Raw genomic sequence first — 24,041 nt, 5'->3', positions numbered from 1 at the left:
GGTTCTTATTACTACAATGAACCCGTTCAATCCGAAGCTATTGGCCTGTGAAATGACTGTCAAAACCTATATTGACACCGTGTCAATTCTCCGCCACGCACTGGAATCGGGGCGCGGCACAAAATACAAACGCCTCGCGTCAGCCTTGGAGTTATGCATTCTCGATGGCTCCCTCGCAGCCGGCAGCAAGCTCACTCCCCAACGCATTCTGGCCTACAAACTCAATGTCACCGTGGGCACCGTGAGCCGCGCCTACGCCGAACTCGAGCGCATGGGCCTGGTAGTGCCAAGGGTGGGCGATGGGACTTTCGTTCGCCAGCGTGGTCTGGAGCGCAAGCGAGATGAGGGTTACCGCAATGTCGCTGAGTCCCCGGCGTTCTACGACATGAGCCGCAACCTGCACATCCCTGGGGCCGAGACCAGCCTGCTGGCACAGAGCCTGATGGTCCTTGCACAGGATGTGAGCACGCTGGGAGAGCTGATGACCTACACGCCGGAGGTCGGCCTGCCGCGCTTCCGTGCTGCCGGGGCGAAGTGGCTTTCCAGCCATGGTTTCCGCGCTCACCCTGAGCAGGTGCTGTGCACCAACGGCAGCCAGCACGCCTTGCTTTGTACGCTGATGGCGCTGCTGCGGCCCGGCGACACCCTGGTGACCGAACCTCTCACCTACCCTGGCCTGATCAGTGCAGCGCGGCTGCTGGGTATTCGTCTTCTGGCGGCGACGATGGACGACGACGGATTGCTACCGCACTCGCTGGACGAACTCTGCCGACTGCACCGAGTTACTGCCCTGTATTGCACCCCCACTCTGCAGAATCCCACGACCTCCATCCTGCCCACGGAACGTCGGCAGGCCATCGCGACCATCTGCCGGGAGCACAACCTGCTGATCATCGAGGACGAAACCCATGCGGTCCTGCTGGAAGATCGGCCCGCGCCCTTGAGTCACTTCGTCCCCGAGCGAAGCATTCTGATTGGCGGCATGAGCAAGGTGGTCGCCGCCGGCCTTCGCGTTGGCTACCTGCACGCCCCCGTAGCGATGGTGAGCCGGCTGGCAGCAGCGCTGCGAGGCTCCTGCTGGATGGCAACTCCCCTCCCCCTGGAGTTGGCCACCCGCTGGATCGATGACGGCACCGCGCAGATTCTGCTGCAGCAGCAAGCCGCCGAGATCGCTCGCCGCAAGGCACTGGTGACGCAGTTGCTGGAAGGATTGAACTACCGAACTCACTCCAGGAGCCCGCATTTCTGGATCCAGGTGCCCGAGCCATGGCGCGCCTCGGACGTGGAAAGCGACTTGGCGGCCAAGCACTACCGCATCGCGACCGCGGAATCCTTTGCCGTCGGTCACGCTGCAGTTCCGCAGTTCGTCAGGATCAGCATCTGCGACGGAGCGCTGGATGACGTGCAGTTGTGTTTGGGATTCCAGGCGCTCTCGGTCGCTCTGGACAGTGATACCGCGTCCACGGAACGCTCATAGGCGAGAGGGTGCTCGCGAACGGATTTCCCCGGCTGGTCTGCAGCCAGGCCGGTTCGCGAGCAAGCTCGCTCCTACGGAAAAGAAAAAAGCCCGCGCACCGATGACGGTACGCGGGCTGGGCTGTGGATAACAAGCAGATCAGGGAATCACGAACCCAACCTCGATATTGCCGCGAGTCGCCTTGGAGTATGGGCAGATCTGGTGAGCCTCATCGACCAGCTTCGCCTTGTCCTCGGCCTGCAGCCCCGGCAGGTGCACGGTGAGCTGGGCAGCCAGGGCGAAACCGCCGTCGGCGGTGTTGCCCAGGGAGACTTCGGCGTCCACCGCCACATCGGCTGGCAGGCGCACGTTCATTTTCTGCCCGGCGCGGCGCAGGGCACCGATGAAGCAGGCGGACCAGCCAATGGCGAACAGCTGCTCGGGGTTGGTGCCGGGGCGGCCGGAACCAGGCGGGCTCAGGGGCAGATCCAGGTCAGCGTCGACAGTCTGGCCGCGACCGTCGCGACCTCCGGTAGTGTGGGTGTGGGCGGTGTAGATCACGCTTGCCAGGGTATCGGTCATGACGCTTCTCCTTCAGGGCGGGCCAAGTGGGGACGACGCGGTGTGGTGCAGTTGGGGCGGGTGCCGATCACCACGCCTTGCTCTTTCAGGCTGCGCAGCAGGGCGATGCCCTGCTCTTCGATGGCGGCCAGTTCGATGCCGGCGATTTCCGCCAGCGCCTTCAGGTGTTCGCGACCGGTCAGTTGCCATTGCTGCAGCGACACCAGCAGCGCATGGGCCAGCGGGGCCAGGCGCGAGAAGTGCACCTTCAGGTCCGCGCCGCGGCGTGCCAGCAGCAGTGTCGGCTCGGTCGGGGCTTGCAGCGGGATATGCTCCGGGCCGATGTGGCTGACCGGCCAGACGTAGGCCAGCGGCAGCGCGAGGCTGGAGAGCTGCGGTACGCCATCGAGCAGGTCGCCGTCCGGATCGTGGGCCGGTTCGGCCTTGTCGCTGAGCAGCAGCGCGGTCTCGATCCATTCGTAGTGGGCCAGCTCGGCCACCCAGCCGGGCTGCTCGCCGCGGCTTTCGAGGTAGTCGACGAACTCGCCGGCCACCTCCGTGAAGAGCGGCGTCTGGCAACGGAAGCCGGCGTAGAAATCCTCGGTCAGCGCTTGCCAATGCTCGTGCGCGAGGCTGGCCTGCAGCACCGGGAAATTGCCGGCCAGCAGCGATTGCAGGTTGCCGAAGAACAGTTGCCGGTACACCGCCAGGCGCCGCGCCTCGATGCCGGGCGGCGGTTCATTGGCCTGCGGGTCGCGGATGAAGCGGGTCATGCGCAACTGCTGTTCGCGCAGGGACTCAGCCATGGCGCACCTCCGGCTGGCGAACGGTGCTTTGCAGGCGGCGGATGTAGTCCACCTCGCCGAGCAATTCGGCGAGCGGCGGCAGGTTGAAGTCGCGTTCCAGCAGGGTCGGGACGGTGCCCAGATGCTGGTAGGCGCTGGCCAGCAAGGTCCAGACATCGTCCTTCACCGCTGCGCCGTGGGTGTCGACCTTAAGGTCCGGCGCCTCGTCGTAATGCCCGGCGACGTGTAGGCAGACGACACGATCCGCCGGCACGCGGGCCAGGAAGCTGGCGGCGTCGTAGCCGTGGTTGTGGGCATTGACGTAGAGATTGTTGACGTCCAGCAGCAGGTCGCAGTCGGCCTCGCTCAGCACGGCGCGCAGGAAGTCGATTTCGCTCAGCGCCTGGTAGGGCGCGGCGTAGTAGGAGATGTTTTCCACGGCGATGCGGCGGCCAAGGATGTCCTGCACTTCACGGATGCGCCCGGCGATGTGCTGCACCGCTTCGTCGGTGAAGGGCATCGGAATCAGGTCGTAGAGGTGGCCGTCGTCGGAGCAGTAGCTCAGGTGTTCGCTGAACAGCGGAACATGGTGCTGGTCGAGGAACTTGCGGACACGGTGCAGGAACACGTGGTCCAGAGGCTCGGGGCCGCCGAGGGACAGCGACAGGCCGTGGCAGGACAGCGGGAAGCGTTCGGCCAGGCGCGCCAGGCCTTCGCCATAGGTGCCGCCGACACCGATCCAGTTGTCCGGGGCGACTTCGAGGAAATCCACGGCGCGGTCGTCCATTGTCAGCAGGTCGGGCAGCAGGGCGCGGCGCAGGCCTAGGCCGGCTCCATTGAGAGAAGTGGTCATGGCGGTCTCCTGGGCGAAGTGCCCTCCCCGGCCTGGGGCGCGGGGAGGTCTGCGGGAATGTCAGTTCCTGGCCTGGCTCAGCTTGCTGTAAAGGTCGGCCGGGAACGGCTTGCCGTTGGAGTCGAACTGGTTCTTGCGGAACTGGTAGACCTCGGCTTCGGAGAGGTAGCCGTCGTGGTTGGCATCGATGGCATCGAACTCGGCGTTGGCCTTGGGCGCCACGGCCAGCAATTCGGCGCGGGAGACGCGGCCGTCGTGGTCGGCATCGGTACGGGCGAACGAGGCGTCACCACACTTGCCCTCACCGCACTTGCCCTCGGCGCCAGTAGCCTTGGCCTGGGCGCCGTCGGCACCGCATTTGCCTTCGCCGCACTTGCCTTCAGTCTGGCTGGCCTTGGTTTGCTTGGCGGCGCCGCACTTGCCCTCGCCACACTTGCCCTCCCCGGCCTTGGCGGCGGAGGCCAGCTGGTAGCCCTGCGGCAGGGCTTCGACGGCGAAGGCGGAGGACGCCATGTTCAGGCCGCCGGCCAGGGCAACGGCGATCAGGCCAAGCTGGGATTTCGAGAGTCGAGTCATGGTGCTTCTCCAGATGCAATGGCGCGCTGGGCGCCGGGTCATGCCGCAAGGGCGAATCCCTGGAACGATGCTCTGGAGGGTTTTCCCTGCCGTCGCGGTGTGTCGTTCGGGTAGGGCTATTTCGCCGCAACGATGTATCGCGGGCGTATCGGCGACTGGAGGCTTTTGTATGCGTGTGTCCGCTCAGAGAGCGGCAGATACAAAGCAATACAAGCAGCGGGGATCTGGAGCGGGGAACGCTGCCGATGTCACAGCGGCGGGAAAGGGAAAGGGCCGCAAGGCGGCCCATGCCTGGAGAGGCAGGACGATCAGCCCGCGCGCTTTGCAGCGATGGCGGTAACCTCGACCTTCATGCCCTCCACTGCCAGTTCGGCGATACCCACGGCGGCGCGCACCGGGTAGGGTTTGGCGAAGAAGCTGCAGTACACCTCGTTGAACGCGGCGCGATCGGCCATGCTGGTGAGGTAGATGGTCAGGTGCAGTACGTGGTCCAGGCCGCTGCCGGCCTTTTCCAGGGCGAGTTGCAGGCTGCGCAGGGTAGCTTCGCTCTGGGCCTTGATGTCGCCCAGCTCCAGGCTGCCGTCCTCAAGGGTGGGGATCTGCGTGGAAACCAGCAGGCCGCCGAAGCCGGCGACGTCGGAGGAAATGGATTCGGGGTCCGCGTCGGGGATGAAGGTAGGCGTCATGGGACAAATCTCTGCTGTCGATGAATGGGGCACGTCGCCGCACCAGGTGTGGCGGCCGGGTCGCGCAGCTTAGCCGTATCGCCCCGCCACGCGCCATGTCACCGTGCCCGCAGCCCCCGGAAACAGTGAAATGCCCAGTCCCGATAAAACTTGCGAAGCTGTTGTGTCAACTCGACAAAAGTCCTGATTATTACAATTCAGGATATAGACCTTCTCATAATCCGTGATTTAAACGGCGAACTCTTTGGGCATTATGACGTCGGCTCTTCCGCGTCTGGAGCAATTCGCGGGGGAATTAAAAGCCAGCTAACTGCAACAATGCCAACGCAACTTCCTGCGATTTTCCGCCGTGGTTAATCCATGTTCGGACTCATTGTGCCTGCCTATAAAAACGTCCGGCTCTCACGCTATTAATCGAGCCGGTCCTCCAAGACTCTAGGGGCAATATCCATGAAGCACCTTAAACGCAGCGCCATCGTGCTCGCTGTTTCCGCCGCCGCCAGCCAGTTCGCCGCTGCCGAGCCCTTCGTCACCGATCAGGCCGATGCCAAGGGCCTCGTCGAGGACGCCAAGCTCGACGTCCTGCTGCGCAACCAGTACTACGACCACGACGGCAAGAACGGCTTCGCCGACAACCGCGACTGGACCCAGGGCTTCCTGGCCAACTTCTCCTCCGGCTACACCCAGGGTACCGTCGGCTTCGGCGTGGATGCCTTCGGCTACCTGGGCATCAAGCTCGACGCCGGCCGCGGCCGCGCGGGCACCGGTAACCTGCCGGTAGGCAACGACGGCAAGCCGGACGACGACTACGGCAAGGCCGGTGGCGCGCTGAAGGTGCGCATCTCCAAGACCGAGCTGAAATTCGGTGACATGCAGCCGACCGCTCCGGTGTTCGCCGCCGGCGGCACCCGCCTGATCCCGCAGACCGCTTCGGGCTTCAACCTGCTGAGCAGCGAGATCGAAGGCCTGGACCTGGAAGCCGGGCACTTCACCTCTGGCACCAGCCCGGTCACCACTGCCCGCGACGGAGGCCTGTGGGCGGCCTACGCGGTACGTGAAACCAGCGACGTCGACTTCCTCGGCGGCAAGTACGCGATCAACGACAACCTGAGCGTTTCGCTGTACGGCTCCGAGTTCAAGGACATCTGGCGCCAGTACTACGGCAACCTGAACTGGGTGCTGCCGGTCGCCGATGACCAGTCGCTGGCCTTCGACTTCAACATCTACCGCACCAACGACGAAGGCCGGGCAGAGGCCGGCGAGATCAGCAACACCACCTGGTCGCTGGCAGCCGCCTACTCCTTCCTGCAGGCACACACTGTCACCCTGGCTTACCAGAAAGTGCACGGCGATACGCCGTTCGACTACGTGGGCTTCGGCGACGACGGCGCCGGCGCCACCGGTGACTCGGTATTCCTCGCCAACTCCGTGCAGTACTCCGACTTCAACGGTCCGGGCGAGCGCTCCTGGCAGGTTCGCTACGACCTGGCGATGGACACCTACGGCGTGCCGGGCCTGAGCTTCATGGCCCGCTACATCAACGGTACCGGCATCGACGGCAGCCACGCCGACGCGGATGGCGCCTACGCCGGTCTGTACGGTGAGGACGGCAGCCACCACGAGACCGACCTGGAAGCCAAGTACGTGGTCCAGGGCGGCCCGGCGAAGGACCTGTCCTTCCGCCTGCGCCAGGCGTTCCACCGCGCCAATGCCGACCAGGGCGAGGCGGACAACAACGAGATGCGCCTGATCGTCGAATATCCGCTGTCGATCCTGTAATCGACCCGGATATTTTCCACGATAATTGCGCGGGGCAACTTTCGGATTCGTCTGAATGTTCGCCCCGCGTTCGGGTGAGATTATTACGCCCGGACAGAAAGTCTCTTCCCGGAATGACGGTTTATCCCGCGGCTGCAACTTTCTAGAATGACCCCATCTTCCCGCTTCCGCACTTTCCCTGCGGAAGACAACTCCTGACGTTGATATTGTGATTGCTCCTTCGACGTCCTTCGAGCCGCTCCTCTGGAGCGGCTTTTTTTATGCCCGTTACTATCGCTCGGCAAACCGCCTGAACAAAAAATGATCGAATCCAACGGCGCGGCGGTCCAACTCTCCGACAGCGTGGTAATCCTCACGCGAACCCCGGAGGCACCTCACCATGAGCGCAATGACCCTCGAAGGCTGGTGCAAGACCACCGCCGAGCAGAAACCCACGCCGCTGGAAGACATCCGCTTCTACCTGACCGACCAGGACCGCCTGCACCTCGAACAGGCCGAGGTCTACCTGCAGGAGAACGGCCAGCGGGAAATGATGGTCGATGCCGACCTCGACACCCTCGATCTGCACATGCCCGAAGGCTATGGGCCGCTGGCGGACTGCATGTTCCGCGTGTACCTGGGCGGAGTGGAACACCGTGGGCAATTCCACCTGGTGGGCCACCGGGCCAGTGATGGCAGCCTGATCTACACCAACGCCGTGCTGATCGACCAGTTGATCAACTGACACCGCCCCTCGCCCGCCGCAGGCCCGGCGGGCGAGCGCGTTCGTCGCTCTTGTCGCCAGCGGACATTGTGGCCGCTCAACTGCCGTGATTTCATAAAGCCACCTGCGTCCGCGTGCCGCATGTCCGGCACGCGACTCAATCCAGAACCACGCCCATCCTCCGTTGAAGAAGCTGCTATCGGATGCGAACTTCCAGTAAACCTGGGGTAAAGGAGCACGGGCGATACGACGGTCTGCTACGTCTCGCCCGCCACGCGGGTGGCGATTGCGCCGTCCTGCTCATCGACATGCACGGCCAGTTGCTCGGCCACCTCGGCATCGAGAGCGCCGTTGCCCTCTCCCTGACCACCCTGCTTTCCCTCGATGCCGCCGCTACTCCCCTGCACCAGCACGGCCGCGAGCTGCACCTGCTCTCCAGCGAAACACTGCGCGACGAGGAAGGCTTTCCACGGGCCCGACTGCTGCTGCTTGGCAATGGCGACAGAGCGCTCAGCCAGGACCAGCAAGCCCTGCTGGCGGACGTGCTGGAACTGGGCGAAGCCCTGCTCGAGCGTGCCGGCGCGCCGCAGCGGGAAAGCGAGCGGCGCATGGCCCTGGCGGTTGACGGCAGCGGCACCGGGATCTGGGACCGCCACGTAACCACCGGCCAGATACATTACTCCAGCGCCTGGAAATCACTGCTGGGCTACGCCGACGACGAAATCGGCAGTTGCATCGAGGATGCCTATACCCGCATCCACCCGGACGACCTCGACTATGTGCAAACCGCCATGCGCGACCACTTCGAGGGCCGTACCGAATCCTATGAAGTGGAACACCGGCTGCAGCACAAGGACGGCCACTACCTCTGGGTCTGCAGCCGCGGCAAGGTGGTGGAGCGCGATGCCGCCGGCAATGCCCTGCGCATGCTCGGCACCACCACCGACATCACCGCCCTGCGCGAGGTCGCCGAACAACTGCGCGAAAGCGTGCAATTGCTCACCGACCTGACCAACGAAATCCCCGGCATGGTCTTCCAGTTCCGTCGTTTGCCTGACGGCACCGGCACCTTCCCCTACGTCAGCGCCGGCGTGCTGGACATCTATGGTGTATTGCCCGAAGAGGTTCGCAGTGACTCCAGCTTCCTGCGCCAGGTGATCCACCCGGAAGACCTGGACGCCTGCCTGGCATCCCTGGAGACCTCCGCCCTCCAGATGCAGCCCTGGCGCCACGAGTACCGCGTGATGATTCCCGAACGCGGAGTGTTCTGGCGGCAAGGCAATGCACACCCCAAGCGGATAGAGGATGGCAGCCTGATCTGGCACGGCTTCATCACCGACATCACCGAACGCAAGCGCATCGAAGCCGAGCTGCAACTGCTGGCGACGACCGACTACCTCACCCAGTTGCCCAACCGTGGCCACTTCATGCACCTGATCGAGGCCGAACTGGGCCGCGTGCAGCGAAGCGTGGAGCGCAGCGCGGCAATCCTGATGTGCGACATCGACCACTTCAAGGCGATCAACGACCGTTGGGGCCATGCCGTGGGTGATGAAGCGCTGCGCCACTTCGCCGGCATCCTGGCCCGGGCCATCCGTCGCGTCGACTTCGCCGGCCGCATGGGCGGAGAAGAATTCGCCGTGGTGCTGGGCGACGCCGACCTCGGCAGTGCCGAGGTGTTCGCCCAGCGCCTGCAGCAGCAACTCGCCGACCAGCCGCTGATGCACGCAGGCCAGCGCATACCGCTGACCATCAGCATCGGCGTCGCCGTCCTGGAATCCGGCGACAGTTCCGCCGAGGTCGCCCTCTCCCGCAGTGACAGCGCCTTGTACCGGGCCAAGCAGAACGGCCGTAACCGCGTCGAATGCCACTGACGGCAAACCCGCGAGGCAGAGCGCGCCGCCCGGCGCGCCTGTGGATGATCCCGCACAGCGCCATGAAAAAATGTGCAGAATTTTTCACCGTTAGCGCCGAACGTTTTAAATAATGGACTTTTCAGGACGCACAGCTATTTGAAAATATCATTCAAATACAATCACTTAAAATAATTGTCAGACAAGATATCGGCCATTATTTTTGACGCCCTCCGTCGAATTCGTTTGACATATTTAACGGCTCTGGCAGGCTGGTAGGCAGGTTTCGACCGGGAAACTTCGCCTTCTGTGCGCTCCCGGCAGTGCTCGAGGCCTCAGGTAGCGCGCCTTTCCGCTGCGCGCCTGCACAAAAACGATGGGCTGCAGCCCGTCCAAAGGTGACATATGTCCAACAGCAACATTGGCAACAAGAAACAGACTCTCCGAAAACCCGTCGTCCTGATGTCCATGGGCAGCCAAGAGCGCAAAGGCCACGACTATCAGGTAATGACCCACAAATACATCGTGCCCCTGGTCGAACAGTCCGATTGCGTGCCGGTACTGGTACCGACCTGCTGCGGCATCGAAGACCTCGAGCAATACCTGGACATGGCTGACGGCGTGTACCTGACCGGTGCCGGCAGCAACATCGATCCGACCCTGTATGGCCAGGAGAACGAAACTCCCGGCAAGGGCCAGGACAAGGACCGCGACAACTTCGACATCCCGCTGATCAAGGCCGCCATCGCGCGTGGCCTGCCGATCTTCGGCATCTGCCGCGGCATGCAGGAAATCAACGTGGCCCTGGGCGGCGATATCTACCAGAAGGTCTACGCCGAACCCGGCTTCAATGACCATCGCGAGAATCCCGAAGACCCGGTCGACGTGCAGTACAGCCCGGCCCACGGCGTTCGCCCGAAAGCGGGCAGCTGGTTGCAGCAGCTGCTGGGTGACGAGATCCGCGTCAACTCGCTGCATGGCCAGGGCCTGAAGAACCTGGGCAAGGGCATCGAAGCCATCGCCCACGCCGAAGACGGCCTGGTCGAGGCGATCCATGCGCCGACCCTTTCCTCCTTCCTCTTCGCGGTGCAGTGGCACCCGGAATGGCAGGCGGCGAAGAACCCCGACTCGGTGAAGATCTTCCAGGCTTTCGGCGATGCTTGCCGTCAGCAGGTGAAGAAGAAGCAGGCGCGCCAGCTGGCTGCCTGATTCGCTTCCCGCGTCATGAAAGAGCCCGGCCCTGTGCCGGGCTTTTTCTTTGGCGATCCCGACTGCGGCATACCCGCTCATTGATGGGTATCGCGTCGCTCCCCACCATCCTGCGTCCGGTTCCACCGGCCATGATGGAGCGAGGTCGCAGGATGGGTGGAGCCTGGGCGATACCCATGCGGAAAACGTCATCAGCCGCGCGAATGGCGCACCCTGCACGCCCTTGAGGGCGCCTCGGGCTAACCTTGGCGGTCAGCGATTACGCTTGACCGACCAAGGAACAGCCATGAGCAACGACCTTTTCTCCCTCAACGGCAAGACCGTGCTGGTCACCGGCGCCTCCAGCGGTATCGGCGCCCATCTGGCCCGCGTGGCTGCGCAGGCTGGCGCCCGCGTGGTGCTCGCGGCGCGGCGCACCGAGCGGTTGGCGCAGCTTGCACAAGCCATTCAAGCCGAGGGCGGCGAGGCACACGCCGTGGTACTGGACGTGACCGATCGTGCCAGTGTCGAGGCCGCGTTCAACAGCGCCGAGGCGCAGTTCGGCGTGGTCGACGTGGTGCTGAACAATGCCGGCATCGGCAACGGCCAACGCGCTCTGGAAGTCAGCGAGGAAGACTGGCGCGCCATGCTCTCCACCAACCTCGACGGCGTCTGGCGCGTCGCCCAGTGCGCAGCGCAACGCCTGGCCAAGGCCGGGCGCGGCGGCAGCATCGTCAACATCGCCTCGATCCTCGGCCTGCGCGTGGGCGGCGGCTACAGCCACTACTGTGCGGCCAAGGCCGGCGTGGTGCAGCTGAGCAAATCCCTGGCGCTGGAACTGGCGCGCTTCAACGTGCGGGTCAACGCCATCGCACCGGGTTACTTCAAGACCGAGATGAACGACGCCTACTTCGACAGCGACAAGGGCCAGGCGTATATCCGCGACACCGTCCCGATGCGCCGCCTCGGCCAGCTCAAGGAACTGGAAGGCCCCTTCCTGCTGCTGGCCAGCGAGGCCGGCGCCTTCATGACCGGTGCCGTGCTGGCGGTGGACGGCGGGCACCTGGTGAGCAGCCTCTAGCTACTCGCCCAACTCGAGAATCCGCTGTTCGAGGAAGCGCCGTTCCGGCTCCAGCCTGGCCAGCGCCAGTGCGCGCTGATAGGCCTCGCGCGCCTCGGCGCGCCGCTCGAGCCGGCGACAGAAGTCAGCGCGGGCGGCGTAGGCCAGGTGGTAATCCTGCAAATCGCCACGGGCGAGGATCGCATCCACCTGCGCCAGCCCGGCTGCCGGCCCGTCACGCATGGAAAGCGCCACAGCGCGGTTGAGCTCGATCACCGGCGAGGGTTGCATCGCCAACAGGATGTCATAGAGGCCGACGATTTCCGCCCAGTCGGTACTGGCCATGTCCGGCGCGGCGGCATGTACCGCCGAGATCGCCGCCTGCAAGGTGTAAGGGCCGGCGCGCCGGGTCGCCAACGCCGAGCTGATGAGCTGCTGGCCCTCGGCAATCAGCGCACGGTTCCACCCCGTGCGGTCCTGGTTTTCCAGGAGCACCAGCTCACCCTCATCCCCCGTGCGCGTTTCGCGTCGCGATTCATGCAGCAGCATCAGCGCCAGCAAGCCCATCACTTCGGCTTCAGGTAGCAGTTCGAGCAGTTGCCGGCCAAGACGTATGGCTTCAGCCGACAAGTCGGTACGGGTCAACGAGTCGCCGGCGGAGGCCGAGTAACCCTCGTTGAACACCAGGTAAATGACCCGAAGCACGCTGGCAAGACGCTCGGGCAGCTCCGCCGCTTCCGGAACCTGATAAGGAATCTGCGCATCGCGAATCTTCGCCTTGGCGCGCACGATGCGCTGGGCGATGGTCGAGGGCGTCGCGAGGTACGCGCGGGCGATCTCTTCGGTCTTCAGGTCGCAGACCTCGCGCAGGGTCAACGGCACCTGGGCGTTTGCCGGCAAGGCCGGGTGGCAGCAGGTGAAGATCAGGCGCAGACGATCATCCTGAACGCTCTCGTCCGCCCGCTCCTCCACCGATTGAGCGTCGACTTCCAACTGCTCGGCGATCTGCACCAGGGAGGCATCGAAACGCGAGCGCCGACGCAAGCCGTCGATGGCCTTGAAACGCCCGGCGGAGACCAGCCAGGCGCGCGGGTTGGCCGGCACGCCGTCGCGCCGCCACTGGTCCACGGCGGCGACGAAGGCTTCATGCAGGGCTTCCTCGGCCAGGTCGAAATCCCCCAGCAGACGGATCAGCGTCGCTAGCACGCGGCGGGATTCGCGGCGGTAGATATCGTCGACGACATCGCGCAAGGCCTGAGGGGCGTATTCATGCATGGGAAGCGTCGGTCCGTGGGCAGCAAAGGTACGCCTATCCTGCACGGATTTTCGGTCAATCAGGAACAGTTCGGACAGAGAGCTCGTTGCATGGCGTTGGGCCGGACATTGTGCGTTTCACCTTCCCAGGTTCCATTCACCACACCGCGAGGAGAACGCGACGTAGCGTGGCGAATGGCGAGTTTCAGAAACGTCTTAACGCGTGTACCGACAGACGGCGGCTCTAATAACCGAAAGCTCCAGTTCGAGAGCTTTTCAAGATCCAGCGAGTAACGTGCCTTGGCCATCTTTGGAAAACTAGCAGACTTCTCTGTCAGGGAAATCCTCTCCGTCATCGGTGGGCGGTCCGGCAATCTCTTGATCGAAAACGACGGGGGCCATCGCCTGCGCGTGCACCTGTCCGGTGGACGCATCACCCATGTCAGCTTTGAGCGCACGCTCGAGTCTTCCCACGAAATCTCACTGCTGCTCAAGCGCCTGGGCGAAGCCCAGGGCTCCTTCCACTTCGACAACCATCCGGACGATTCCGCCCCCTGCGGTTCGCTGTCACTTAACTGGGAAGAACTGCTGCTGCCCGCGGAAAGCGAGCGGCCGACCGACGAGCTGCCGCATCCGCAGACCCGCTTCATGCTGATCAAGGGGCGAAACGTGAAACTGCCCCACGCCCTCAACGAGTTCCTCGTGCGCAGCAGTCACTTGCTGGAGCGCGGCACCAGCGCCGAGCATCTGAGCGGCAAGCTGGGCATGCCGCTGGAAACCGTGCAGCTGCACCTCAAGCAGTTGCGCGAGGTGAAGAAGATCTGGCCCGTCCGCGCTTACTCGGAACACCAGCATGCCCCTCACACCCAAGAAAAAAACTCCCTCGCCAAACGCCTGCTGGGACGCTTTCTGAAATGAAATCGATCGTGAAAATCCTGGTTTCGGGCCCGGTTGGCGCCGGGAAAACCACCCTGATCCGCACCCTCTCGACCATCCCTGTGGTCAACACCGACGAGCTCAGCAGCGAGCAGATCGGCAAGAGCCAGACGACCGTGGCCCTGGACTTCGGCCAGATGGACCTGGGCGACATCAGCCTGCACCTGTTCGGCACGCCCGGCCAAAGCCGCTTCGACTTCATGTGGGAAGTCCTCAGCGAAGGCGCATTCGGCATGCTCCTGCTGGTCGCCTGCAACCGCCCGGGAGACTTCCCCAACGCCCGGCGCATTCTCGAATTCGTCACCAGCCGCCACCCCATTCCCTTCCTCATTGCCCTGACACACGGCGATGTCGCCACCAACGCATGGATGCCGGAAGACATCGCCGCCTACTTCGGCATACCCGCCGGGCAGGTCGTCTCGATCAATCCCGAAGTCCGGGAGAGTGCCGAACTTGCCCTCATTCAGCTGGTACGCCAGCTGTGCATCTAACGACAGAAAACGCTTCTCGGGAGGAGGTTTCACCATGAGTAAACAATCGGAGTTACTGGCGGCGCTCGATCGCCTGAACAAAGCGATTCCCTCGATCAAGGGCAGCCTGCTGAGCACGCTGGATGGCATTTCCATCGTTCAGGTCATCAATGATCAGGCAGTCGACCCCGCTCGCGTCGCCGCCATGTCCGCCACCGCCATCGGCGTCGGCAAGCGCATCAGCGAATCGCTGAAAGTCGGCAGCACCCGGGAGATCAGCCTGCAGGCCAGCGAAGGCCGAGTGTTCATCTACCTGGTGGGCAACAAGGCCTGCCTGTCGCTGGTCACGCTGCCCGACAGCAATACCGGCCTCATTCAGCTCGAAGTGTCCGACACCATCGAGCAGCTGAACGCAATTCTTTAAAAAGAGCAGACCATGAGCGAAGACCGCAAGAGCTGGGAGACCAAGAACGAGTTCATCGTCAAGGAGCTTCTGCAACTGATCGATATCTCACCGGAAGAGTGCGCCGTGCTGGCCAGCCTGCAGCCCCAGGCGAAAGCAGCTGCCGAGCAGTTGGTGGTGGATTTCTATGACCGCCTGCTCAAGCACGAGGCGACCCGCGAGTTCATCACCGACAGCAAACGACTGGGCACGACGCTGGCGGCCTGGTTCACCGAACTGTTCGGCGGCCAGTACGACGACGCCTACGCACTCAAGCGCCTGAACATCGGCATGGTCCATGTCCGGATCGGCCTGCCGGTGCGCTACCCGCTGGCGATGCTCGACGTCATCGCGCTGCATGGCGAAAAGGTTGCCGCCAGCAAGGGGCCGGGGGCCATCGCCGCCTTCCGCAAGATCCTTGCACTGGACGTGGCCACCTTCAACCAGTCCTACGAAAGCAACCAGCTCAGCCACCTGGCGGAACTGACCGGCAGCGAGCGCCTGGCCCGCCGCCTGCTCGCCGGCATGTAACGAGCCGAGCCGGCCAGCATCGCCGGCGAGGCGGTCGAAGCGATGGATCGCTTCACCCGCAGGAAGAGGAGACCGGGCCAGCACCGCCTCAACCGGCTTGCTCCAAGCCCTCCCCGGGAAGGAGAGGGCTACGGAGAAGGCGCGTTTTTGCAGGAACGCGCCGGCTCCTGCCGATACCGGTTCGGCCAACCTCAAGGCTTGGCATCGAACAACAGTTTCCCCGTCGCTGGGTCGAACGGAATGGAGAAGTGCTCGTGGGCGATCTTCCACTGCCCCGCCTCGCGCCGCAGGCCCACCGTCACCCGCGCCCAGGAGGCGTTGTGCTGGCCCTTGTCGTCGGTGCCGCCACAGTAGGCGAGGTAATGCCCGAAGGCCGTCTCGCTACCCCTCTCGAAGCTCAGCTGGTGAATCTCGAAGGTGGTTTCCTTGCACATCTGCGTGCAGTCGCGCCAGTGGCTGGCATAGGCCTCGACGCCCTGGAATTGCAGTTGCTTCACCGCATCGAAGGCGAGGATGTCACGGGTGTAATGGCGGGTGATGCCTTCCACGTCGCAGGCGCGCACGGCTTTCAGCCAGCTCTCCAGCAGCGCGTGAAGTTCGGCGTGGCCAGCGTTCATTTCAGCGGCAGTCATGGGATCTCTCCTGCTCAGGCTTCAGGAACCGCAGCAGTTGGGCGACTGCGGGGCTTCGTCGTATTCGTCATGGAAGCGCGTCCAGTTCATGCCCTTGCCCTGGTAGTCGGGCATGCCGCCCCAGCCTTCGCCACGCCCCAGCGGGGTGAGGTCGAGCAGGTGGTAGGTGAGCAGCGGCGCTTCCAGCCCGCGACCGTAGGTCGAGTAGCTGTGGAAAACCTGGTCGCCGTCGCGCAGGAACACGCTCATGCCTGGCTGCTCGCCGCGCACATGGTAATCCTGGCCCAGGCTCTCCAGCTCCGCCTTGTCGCGATAGTTGTATTCGACCGGCGCGACGGACTCGTCGACGCTGACGTGGAAGTCATAGTTGAAGTCGCTGCCAAAGGACGAATACCAGGGGAACTGCCAACCCATGCGGGCACGGAATGGCGCTATCTCTTCCAGCGGTGCGCGGGACACCATGGCGAAGGTGGTGCCACGGGCGTGCAGGTGCTCCAGGCGGCCAAGATTGTCGATCAGGTAGGAGCAGCCCTCGCAGCCCAGTCCCGTGTCGCGATGGAACATGAAGTGATAGACGATCAGCTGCGGCCTGCCCTCGAACAGGTCGAGCAGGCGCAGCGGGCCGTGTGCGCCTTCGAAGCGGTAGTCCCTGTCGATACGCACCACCGGCAGCTCGCGGCGCTGAGCGTTGAGCGCGTCGCGGGCCTGAGTGGCGGCCTTTTCCTGTTCCAGCAGGCGAACCCGCGCCTGGCGCCAGGCAGCCTGGGAAACAACGCGGGGAAAATCTTGATTGGCCAGTTTCATGTTGCACGCTCCTGGGGACGCTCCTGAGAAAGCCCCCGTTGCTCGTTGGGCCGGGCGCGGCGCTTGCCGCGCAGACGGGTGACGGCGAAGGCACTGACGCCGCCGGCGGAAAGGACACTGGTCACGGCCAGCGTCAGGGTCGATACGCACAGAGGGCACATGGCTCGCCTCCTTCAGGTTGCCGCTTGCATCAGCCCTTCTCGGCCAGCACCTTGAGGTTGGCCAGGCCCGCCTCGAAGTCCTTGCCGATGCGGTCCACATCGATGAACAGGTGCATGATCTTCGCCACGAAGGGCACCGGGCCGAACATCGCCCAGGTCACCTCGGTGCCGCCCTCGCGCGCTACCAGGGTGAACTCGGCGGTGTTGCTGGCCTTGAATGGTTTGAGGAAATCCAGGGCGATGGTGGTGCGGCGGCCAGGGTCGTTCTCGACGATCTCCATCCGCCCTGAGCCGGCCTTGCCGTTGCCGTCCCAGGCATAGACCGCGCCGCGGCCTTTCTCGGCGCCGGAAAGGGTGCGCTGCATACCCGGATCGAGTGCTTCGTAGGGCGACCATTGCCGCCACCGGTGGAAGTCCTCGATATAACCCTGGACCTTTTCCGGCGGCGCCTGGATGCGCAGGCTGCGCTCCACGCGGAAGGTGTCCGGGCGATTCGCCGCCAGCACCAGGACCGCCGACACGGCCAGTACCACCACCAACGCCATCCACTTGAGCATTCCATTCTCCCGCTGTTGCTTTCATAGGAAACGCCGGGCCTCAGCGCCCGGCGAAGTGACGGTCCCAGTCGCGCACCGGGCGGATTTCCACGGCGCCGAGGCGGCCGCTGGGAATCCTCTGCGCGACCTGCAACGCCTCGTTGAGGTCGCGGGCATCGATCAGCACGAAGCCACCGAGGTACTCGCGGGTCTCGGCGAACGGCCCGTCGGTGATCGACAGCCCCTGATCCCCGTGGCGCAACGTGGTCGCGCGCGCCACCGTCTCCAGCGCCTCGGAGGCGAGCACCCGGCCGGCACGGCGCTGGTATTCGTCATTGGCGAAACACTCGTCCATCAACCGCCGGTATTCGGGGCCGGACAGGCTGGAGAGGCGCTGGTCGTCCACGTAGATCAGGCAGAGGTACTTCATGGTCGTCTCCCCACGCAGTGCGCTGGCTGTTACCCCATAGTCGAAGCGCGCAGGCGGGAATCGACAAGCGGGAAAAAGTTTTTTCGTGCGACAGGTGACCATGCTCCGCTGAACCTCACCCAAGCGCTCTGCCTCGGGCTTGAGCACCGCTCGTCAGGCAACGGACCCACGCCTGCTTGCGCTTTCAGATTCGTCTCAGAGCGTTTCTGACACCGCACAGGGAAGATTGACGCGGGAAAAACCTGACCATGGAGCTCAAGAGAATGAAACTTCACGCAACCGCCCTGGCTATCGCAGCGACCCTCGCTGTGCCGGGACTTGCCTTCGCCGCCAACACCATCAACTTCAGTGGTGAAGTGACCGACCAGACCTGCTCGGCCGTCGTCGATGGCAACACCGATCCCACCGTCATCCTCGACAGCGTGCCGGTCAGCGCCCTGAACGGTGCCGTCGGCCAGACCACCGGCGAGACCAGCTTCACCCTGCAACTGACCGGTTGCGCCGCCCCCAGCGGCGCCGACGAGCACTTCACCACCCTGTTCCAGGCCACCAACGCCACCGCCTCGGGCAACCTGACCAACACCGCTTCCAGCGGTGCGACCGGTGTAGCCCTGCAACTGCTCGACGGCCCGGCCGGCACTCCGGTGAACCTGGCGGGCGGCGCTGCCGTGGCGGCCGGTGACATCGTCCTGGCCGACGGTGAAACCAGCGCCAGCTACGACTATGCGGTGCAGTACATCTCCGAAGCGACCACTGTGACCCCTGGTCCGGTACTCGGCTCGGTGACCTACACCCTGCGCTACGAGTGATACCCCGCGGCACCGCCCCCCGGTGCCGCTTCCCCCCATTGCGCCGCGTCGTTCAGGGGTGACCGCCCGCGGAACGATCCGGCAAGACAGGTGAACCGGATGAACGCCCTCCCACTTCGCGCGGCGACGCTCGCCCTCGCCCTGCTGGCATCCTTCACCGCCACGCTCGCCCAGGCCAGCGTGGTGATCACCGGCACCCGTGTCATCTACCCCGGCGACGCTCGGGAAAAGACCGTGCAGATGACCAACAAGGATGGTTTCCCCAACGTCATCCAGGCCTGGATCGACGTCAACGATCCCGCCTCCACGCCGGACACTGCCAAGGCACCATTCGTGGTGAACCCCTCGGTGTCGCGCCTGGCGCCCGGCAGCGGCCAGTCCCTGCGCATCCTCTACACCGGCTCCGGTCTGCCCCAGGACCGCGAATCGCTGTTCCACCTCAACGTGCTGCAGATTCCGCCGCGCAACGCCGCCAAGGCCGACCAGAACCAGATGCTGCTGATGCTGCGCAACCGCCTGAAACTGTTCTATCGCCCGGCGGGTATCGCCGGCAGCCCGGAGCAGTTGCCCGAGAAGCTGCGATTTTCGCTGGTGCAGAACGCTGGCAACTGGAGCGTGAAGGTCGAGAACCCCACCGGCTACCACGCCTCCTTCGGCGGCGCGACGCTCAGCGTCGGCGAGCGCCAATGGCAGCTGCAACCGAGCATGATCGCTCCCATGGGCCAGGCCCAATGGCAGGCGCAGAAGCCCTCGGCATTGCCCGCCGGCCCTGCTCGACTGTCCGCCCTGCTGATCAACGATTACGGCGCAAGAGTGGAACTTCGCCATGATCTGCCGCGTTGACCTCGGCCTTGGACCGCGGCTGCCCTTCGCCCTCGGATCACTCGCCATGGTGGCCGCAGGCCTGGCCCAGGGCGATGCGGACTACCGCTTCGACGACAACCTGCTGATGGGCTCGGGCCTCGCCGGCGGCAGCCTCGAGCGCTTCAACCGCGCCGACCAGGTGGACCCCGGCACCTATCACGTCGATCTCTACCTCAATGGCCAGTACGCCACCCGTGCCGAAGTGGAAATGCGCCAGCGCGGCGAGCGGACCGAGCCCTGCTTCAGCGAACGCTTCCTGCGCCAGAGCCTGGGTACGCGTCCCGACCCGAAGGCCGGCAAGGACGACCAGGGCATCTGCCTCTGGCTCACCGAGCGCCTGCCCGACTCGACCTGGAACCTCGACACCGCGCGCCTGCGCCTGGACCTCTCGGTGCCCCAGGCGCTGCTCGACATCAAGCCGCGCGGCTACGTCAGCCCGGACGAGTGGGACGCCGGCAGCACCATGGGCTTCATCAACTACGACGCCAACCTCTACCGTTCGAGCTTCGAAGGCTCCAGCAGCGGCGGCGATTCGGACTACGGCTACCTCGGCCTGAACGGCGGTGTGAACCTCGGCCTGTGGCGCCTGCGCCACCAGTCCAACTACACCTACTCCAGCTACGCGGGGAATACCCGCAGCGACTGGAACAGCATTCGCACCTACGCTCAGCGCGCGCTCCCCGGCCTGCGCAGCGAACTGACCCTGGGCGACAGCTACACCGAGGGCAATCTGTTTGGCAGCCTGGGCTACCGCGGCGTACGCGTGGCCACCGACGACCGCATGCTGCCCGACTCGCAGCGCCAGTACGCGCCCCAGGTGCGCGGCACCGCGAACAGCAATGCGCGGGTGGTCATCAGCCAGAACGGCCGGAAGATCCACGAAACCACCGTGGCGCCGGGCCCCTTCGTCATCGACGACCTCTACGGCACCGCCTACGACGGTGATCTGGACGTACAGGTGATCGAGGCCGACGGCAGCGTCTCGCGCTTCTCCGTGCCCTTCTCCGCCGTGCCAGAATCCATGCGCCCCGGCCTCTCGCGCTACAGCGCCACGGTCGGGCAGGCGCGCCAGTATGGCGACGGCAACGACCTGTTCGGCGACCTGACCTACCAGCGCGGCCTGACCAACGCCCTCACCGCCAACCTCGGCGCGCGCGTCGCCGAGGACTACCTGGCGCTGCTCGGCGGCGGCGTGCTGGCGACGCCCTACGGCGCCTTCGGCATGAACACCACCTTCTCCAGCGCCACCGTGGAGAACAACCAGCGCAAGCAGGGCTGGCGCGTCGGCCTGAACTACAGCCGGACCTTCCAGCCGACCCAGACCACCCTGACCCTGGCCGGCTACCGCTACTCCACCGAAGGCTACCGCGACCTCGGCGATGCCCTCTCGGCACGCGATGCCAGCGACCATGGCGACACCTGGGACTCGAGCAGCTACAAGCAGCGCAACCAGTTCACCCTGCTGGTCAACCAGGGCCTGGGGCAGTACGGCAACCTCTACCTGTCCGGCTCCACCGCCGACTACTACGACGGCAAGAGCCGCGACAGCCAGCTGCAGGTCGGCTACTCCAACACCTGGCGGCAGCTCAGCTACAACCTCTCCTATTCGCGCCAGCAGACCACCTGGTACCGCGACGTGAATGACGACTACGACCCGTCGCAGCCGCCGCAGTACAACCTGCAGCACGGCAGCAACCGCAACAACACCCTGACCCTGAGCGTATCGATGCCGCTGGGCTCCACCAGCCGCGCGCCGAACCTCAGCGCCATGGCCTCGCGGCGCTCCGGCGACACCAGCGGCAGCACCTACCAGACCGGCCTCAACGGCACCCTGGGCGAAGACCGTACGCTGAGCTATTCGCTCTCCGCCGGGCGCGACAGCGAAGGCCAGGGCACCGACTTCAACGGCAGCCTGCAGCAGCAGACCTCGGTCGCCACGCTCAACGCCGGCTATGCCGAAAGCGCCAGCTACCGCCAGGTCAACGGCGGCATGCGCGGCGCGGCGGTGCTGCATAGCGGCGGCCTGACCCTGGGCCCCTACGTCGGCGATACCTTCGCCCTGGTGGAAGCCAAGGGCGCCAACGGTGCCGGTGTGCGCGGCGGCCAGGGCGCACGGGTCGACAGCAACGGCTACGCCGTGGTGCCCTCGCTCTCGCCCTATCGCTACAACCCCATCAGCCTCGACCCGCAAGGCATCGACGAGAACGCCGAGCTGGTGGAGACCGAACGCAAGATCGCGCCCTACGCCGGCGCTGCCGTGCGCGTCGAGTTCAAGACCCTGACCGGCCACCCGCTGCTGATCCAGGCCAGGCTGCCCGATGGCCAGCCGCTGCCGCTGGGCGCCGACGTGCTCGACGGCAATGGCGTGAACATCGGCATGGTCGGCCAAGGCGGGCAGGTTTATGCCCGTGCCGAAGGCGAACAGGGCCGGCTGCGCGTGCAATGGGGCGAGCGGGCGGAAGACAGCTGCTTGCTCCCGTACGACTTGAAAGGCGCCAACCTCGACCAGGTGCTGGTGCGCCTGCAGGCAACCTGCCTACCGGAGGCTTCATGAACCCCATCCTGCGCAGCCTGCCGCTGCTCGCCCTGCTGCTTGCGCCAACGGCCTGGGCCACCTGCTACAAGGTCACCAGCGTGGGCACAGCCACTACCACGCTGACCTACCAGATCCGCCCAGGCGAAGGCGTCGCCGGTGCCTGGCCGGGCGACGGCGCCTGCGATACCTGCAATGGCTCCCTCGGCCTGCCCAGCGTGATCAACGTCAGCGATGCCAGCTTCCAGCCCGACGGCACCCTGATCGCCAGCGCCGTGTCACCCATCACCCAGTACGGCAACTCCGCCGGCTACGACGCCGAGCGCGTGTTTTTCCGCTGCGCACCGGGAGACGCGGTCTACGAGATGTTCTCCACCAATGCCGACGACCTCTACAGCGGTTGGTACCAGGGCGGCGACAGCGTGGGCAACTCCATCGGCCTGCAATCCGCCTACCGCACCGCGTGGCCCAATGTGCTGCTGCGCCTGACCCACGTGGAAACCGGCCAGTACTTCACCGATGTCTGGCGCGAGCGTCAGCTCAGCGGGCTGGACATCGACTCGCGCGGTTTCCAGCTGGTCAAGGCGAAGAACCTCAGTGCAGTGCGCGCCGAACTCTTCAGGGCGCCGCTGGAGACCACCCAGGGTTATTCGCCGAATACGAAATCGCAGCTGTATGGCCGCACCCAGCCCGCCGGCTACATCGCCATCAAGGGGCCGGGTCTGAACTACCCCAACGTCGGCCAGACCCACTACGCCAACTACAGCGGCTGGCATTACAACTGGCCGGGGGCCATCGGCCTGTACGGTGACGTGACACTCAAGCGCTACCCGACCTGCGCCGTCACCAATGTCACGCCGCACGTGGTGTTTCCATCGATCTCCATCGGCGAGATCAACGCCGGAGCCAACCGCGAAATGCCCTTCCAGGTCGACTTCAAATGCCAGAGCGGCGTGCTCAGCAGCACCACCCCCAGCACCAGCCAATCGGGCACCAGTGGCACCGCGCTGGGCATCAAGGTCTCCGCCGGCGCGCTGGCCGCCTCCTCCGGGCTCGGGTTGGTCAATGCCAGCGGCGGACTGTCCTATCTGGTTTCCGACCGCTACGGCGAACCGGGCATGGCCCAGGGCGTCGGCATCCGCCTGCTGCGCAACGGCAGCGCGATGAACCTGCTGGCCAGCGAGGATTCCGCCAACGGCAGCAACGCCGAAGCGCGTGGCTGGTACCCGGTAATCGGCAACGCCTCGAACAAGACCGGCGAAGTGGGCGGCATCTCCCAGTACAGCGAAACGTTCCGCGCCCGCCTGGAAAAGCTCAGCCTCGGCAGCAAGCCCACCGTCACCCCTGGCCGCGTGGAGGCCACCGCGCAGGTGGTGATCCGTGTCCAGTAGCTGGCTGCGCGCCGCCCTGCTCGGCCTGGCGATAGTGGCAGGGACCAGTGCCCATGCCGGCGTCACCGCCGAACGCACGCGGGTCATCTTCGAGCAAGGCAAGCGCGAGACCTCGCTGGCACTGGTGAACCAGAACAGCTACCCGGTCATCGTGCAGACCTGGATCGACGACGGCGACCTCGACAGTGCACCGCAGACCGCCCAGGCGCCGATCATGCCGCTGCCGCCGGTGTTCCGCCTGAACCCCGGCCAGCAGCGCAGCCTGCGCCTGCTCCATACCGGGGAAAAACTCCCCACTGACCGCGAATCGCTGTACTGGCTCAACCTCTACGAGATTCCACCGCAGTCCAACGAGCCCCTGGCCGAAGGGCAGTCGCGCCTGACCGTCACGCTGCGCACCCAGATGAAGGTCATCTCCCGGCCGCACTCGCTGGCGAAAGACGCTGAAGAGGCTCCGCGCCAGCTGGTTTTCCGGCGGGCCGGCAATTCCGTGCAGGTGGAAAATCCCACCGCCTACTTCATCACCCTCGCCGGCGCCGAAGTGCGCCAGGGCAACACAGGTTCACTGCTGCCGGCCGAACTGCTCCCGCCGTTTTCGCAGCGCATGTTGACGCCCGCGCAGGGCTTGCCGGCGAACGCTGGAGAGGTGCGTTACCTGTGGATCGACGATGGCGGGAACAGCCAGCAGGGCGAGGCCGAGCTGCGCTGAGAGAGGCACCCGCCCGTGCCGGCTGACGCCATCGTTTGT

The 24,041-nt window shown here is 64.9% G+C and carries 26 protein-coding genes; 15 read left to right on the top strand and 11 right to left on the bottom strand.

What is annotated here, in order from left to right:
- The first annotated feature begins 52 nt into the window (after positions 1-52).
- Positions 53-1,477, top strand: a complete 1,425-nt coding sequence (locus LDJ84_RS06510) for a PLP-dependent aminotransferase family protein (protein WP_226046562.1) — start codon at positions 53-55, stop codon at positions 1,475-1,477.
- 138 nt (positions 1,478-1,615) lie between these two features.
- On the opposite strand, the gene LDJ84_RS06505 is transcribed toward LDJ84_RS06510, so the two are convergent.
- From LDJ84_RS06505 to LDJ84_RS06485, 5 genes are all read right to left on the bottom strand, one after another.
- Positions 1,616-2,038 carry an organic hydroperoxide resistance protein gene (locus LDJ84_RS06505; protein WP_226046089.1) on the bottom strand — a complete coding sequence of 141 codons (423 nt, stop codon included), beginning with the start codon at positions 2,036-2,038 and terminating at the stop codon, positions 1,616-1,618.
- The gene (locus tag LDJ84_RS06500) at positions 2,035-2,823 is read right to left on the bottom strand and encodes a DUF2063 domain-containing protein (protein ID WP_024767558.1); all 789 of its coding nucleotides are present in this window, start codon (positions 2,821-2,823) and stop codon (positions 2,035-2,037) included. The genes LDJ84_RS06505 and LDJ84_RS06500 overlap by 4 nt, the downstream gene beginning before the upstream one ends.
- Complete coding sequence (locus LDJ84_RS06495) at positions 2,816-3,655, bottom strand: DUF692 domain-containing protein (protein ID WP_226046088.1); 840 nt, start codon at positions 3,653-3,655, stop codon at positions 2,816-2,818. Before LDJ84_RS06495 ends, LDJ84_RS06500 begins: the two co-directional genes overlap by 8 nt.
- A gap of 60 nt (positions 3,656-3,715) precedes the next feature.
- Positions 3,716-4,231, bottom strand: a complete 516-nt coding sequence (locus tag LDJ84_RS06490; RefSeq protein WP_024767556.1) for a hypothetical protein — start codon at positions 4,229-4,231, stop codon at positions 3,716-3,718.
- A 308-nt stretch (positions 4,232-4,539) separates the two neighbouring features.
- Positions 4,540-4,917: a RidA family protein gene (locus LDJ84_RS06485; protein ID WP_024767555.1), complete on the bottom strand. Its 378-nt coding sequence runs from the start codon at positions 4,915-4,917 to the stop codon at positions 4,540-4,542.
- A 450-nt stretch (positions 4,918-5,367) separates the two neighbouring features.
- Here LDJ84_RS06485 and LDJ84_RS06480 point away from each other — a divergent pair, with 450 nt between their 5' ends.
- The 5 genes from LDJ84_RS06480 (at position 5,368) to LDJ84_RS06460 (ending at position 11,521) form a co-directional block, all read left to right on the top strand.
- A complete protein-coding gene (locus LDJ84_RS06480) occupies positions 5,368-6,696 on the top strand; it encodes an OprD family porin (protein ID WP_038803251.1) in 1,329 nt (442 codons plus the stop codon).
- Positions 6,697-7,075: 379 nt separating this feature from the next.
- Positions 7,076-7,420, top strand: a complete 345-nt coding sequence (locus tag LDJ84_RS06475; RefSeq protein WP_037008260.1) for a hypothetical protein — start codon at positions 7,076-7,078, stop codon at positions 7,418-7,420.
- Positions 7,421-7,602: 182 nt separating this feature from the next.
- A complete protein-coding gene (locus tag LDJ84_RS06470; RefSeq protein WP_226046087.1) occupies positions 7,603-9,273 on the top strand; it encodes a sensor domain-containing diguanylate cyclase in 1,671 nt (556 codons plus the stop codon).
- Between the two features lie 384 nt (positions 9,274-9,657).
- On the top strand, positions 9,658-10,461 hold the full coding sequence (locus tag LDJ84_RS06465) for a gamma-glutamyl-gamma-aminobutyrate hydrolase family protein (protein ID WP_024767552.1): 804 nt from the start codon (positions 9,658-9,660) through the stop codon (positions 10,459-10,461).
- Positions 10,462-10,747: 286 nt separating this feature from the next.
- Positions 10,748-11,521: an SDR family NAD(P)-dependent oxidoreductase gene (locus LDJ84_RS06460; protein WP_226046086.1), complete on the top strand. Its 774-nt coding sequence runs from the start codon at positions 10,748-10,750 to the stop codon at positions 11,519-11,521.
- On the opposite strand, the gene LDJ84_RS06455 is transcribed toward LDJ84_RS06460, so the two are convergent.
- Positions 11,522-12,775: an RNA polymerase sigma factor gene (locus LDJ84_RS06455; protein ID WP_226046085.1), complete on the bottom strand. Its 1,254-nt coding sequence runs from the start codon at positions 12,773-12,775 to the stop codon at positions 11,522-11,524.
- Between the two features lie 279 nt (positions 12,776-13,054).
- Between LDJ84_RS06455 and LDJ84_RS06450 the strand changes: the two genes are divergently transcribed.
- Genes LDJ84_RS06450 through LDJ84_RS06435 form a run of 4 tightly spaced genes read left to right on the top strand, consistent with a single transcriptional unit; the run spans position 13,055 to position 15,133 of the window.
- Positions 13,055-13,672, top strand: coding sequence for a DUF4388 domain-containing protein (locus LDJ84_RS06450; protein WP_081754121.1), 618 nt, complete (start codon positions 13,055-13,057; stop codon positions 13,670-13,672).
- Between the two features lie 8 nt (positions 13,673-13,680).
- Complete coding sequence (locus LDJ84_RS06445; RefSeq protein ID WP_226046084.1) at positions 13,681-14,181, top strand: GTP-binding protein; 501 nt, start codon at positions 13,681-13,683, stop codon at positions 14,179-14,181.
- Positions 14,182-14,215: 34 nt separating this feature from the next.
- A complete protein-coding gene (locus LDJ84_RS06440) occupies positions 14,216-14,584 on the top strand; it encodes a roadblock/LC7 domain-containing protein (RefSeq protein ID WP_024767548.1) in 369 nt (122 codons plus the stop codon).
- Between the two features lie 12 nt (positions 14,585-14,596).
- Positions 14,597-15,133, top strand: a complete 537-nt coding sequence (locus LDJ84_RS06435) for a protoglobin domain-containing protein (protein ID WP_024767547.1) — start codon at positions 14,597-14,599, stop codon at positions 15,131-15,133.
- 191 nt (positions 15,134-15,324) lie between these two features.
- On the opposite strand, the gene LDJ84_RS06430 is transcribed toward LDJ84_RS06435, so the two are convergent.
- Genes LDJ84_RS06430 through LDJ84_RS06410 form a run of 5 tightly spaced genes read right to left on the bottom strand, consistent with a single transcriptional unit; the run spans position 15,325 to position 17,696 of the window.
- Positions 15,325-15,765, bottom strand: coding sequence for a YybH family protein (locus tag LDJ84_RS06430; protein WP_169888098.1), 441 nt, complete (start codon positions 15,763-15,765; stop codon positions 15,325-15,327).
- Positions 15,766-15,786: 21 nt separating this feature from the next.
- Entirely contained in the window at positions 15,787-16,569 is a 783-nt protein-coding gene (locus tag LDJ84_RS06425) for a DUF899 domain-containing protein (protein WP_065086154.1), read from the bottom strand.
- Complete coding sequence (locus tag LDJ84_RS06420) at positions 16,566-16,730, bottom strand: hypothetical protein (RefSeq protein ID WP_169888104.1); 165 nt, start codon at positions 16,728-16,730, stop codon at positions 16,566-16,568. Before LDJ84_RS06420 ends, LDJ84_RS06425 begins: the two co-directional genes overlap by 4 nt.
- Positions 16,731-16,759: 29 nt before the next feature.
- Entirely contained in the window at positions 16,760-17,287 is a 528-nt protein-coding gene (locus tag LDJ84_RS06415; protein ID WP_226046083.1) for an SRPBCC family protein, read from the bottom strand.
- 40 nt (positions 17,288-17,327) lie between these two features.
- Positions 17,328-17,696, bottom strand: coding sequence for a YciI family protein (locus LDJ84_RS06410; protein WP_037011118.1), 369 nt, complete (start codon positions 17,694-17,696; stop codon positions 17,328-17,330).
- A gap of 263 nt (positions 17,697-17,959) precedes the next feature.
- Here LDJ84_RS06410 and LDJ84_RS06405 point away from each other — a divergent pair, with 263 nt between their 5' ends.
- The 5 genes from LDJ84_RS06405 (at position 17,960) to LDJ84_RS06385 (ending at position 24,002) form a co-directional block, all read left to right on the top strand.
- Entirely contained in the window at positions 17,960-18,505 is a 546-nt protein-coding gene (locus LDJ84_RS06405) for a fimbrial protein (protein WP_024767542.1), read from the top strand.
- Between the two features lie 99 nt (positions 18,506-18,604).
- A complete protein-coding gene (locus tag LDJ84_RS06400) occupies positions 18,605-19,348 on the top strand; it encodes a molecular chaperone (RefSeq protein WP_037008249.1) in 744 nt (247 codons plus the stop codon).
- Positions 19,332-21,923: a fimbria/pilus outer membrane usher protein gene (locus LDJ84_RS06395; RefSeq protein ID WP_226046082.1), complete on the top strand. Its 2,592-nt coding sequence runs from the start codon at positions 19,332-19,334 to the stop codon at positions 21,921-21,923. The genes LDJ84_RS06400 and LDJ84_RS06395 overlap by 17 nt, the downstream gene beginning before the upstream one ends.
- Positions 21,920-23,293, top strand: coding sequence for a fimbrial protein (locus LDJ84_RS06390; RefSeq protein WP_024767539.1), 1,374 nt, complete (start codon positions 21,920-21,922; stop codon positions 23,291-23,293). The genes LDJ84_RS06395 and LDJ84_RS06390 overlap by 4 nt, the downstream gene beginning before the upstream one ends.
- The gene (locus tag LDJ84_RS06385) at positions 23,283-24,002 is read left to right on the top strand and encodes a molecular chaperone (protein ID WP_083196243.1); all 720 of its coding nucleotides are present in this window, start codon (positions 23,283-23,285) and stop codon (positions 24,000-24,002) included. The genes LDJ84_RS06390 and LDJ84_RS06385 overlap by 11 nt, the downstream gene beginning before the upstream one ends.
- Positions 24,003-24,041: the final 39 nt, after the last annotated feature.

The organism is Pseudomonas sp. HS-18 (genome assembly GCF_020401845.1).
GTDB classification, from domain to species: Bacteria; Pseudomonadota; Gammaproteobacteria; order Pseudomonadales; family Pseudomonadaceae; genus Pseudomonas; species Pseudomonas nitroreducens.
The sequence above is the reverse complement of the archived record's forward strand: the minus strand, read 5'-3'. Positions and strand labels throughout refer to the sequence as shown.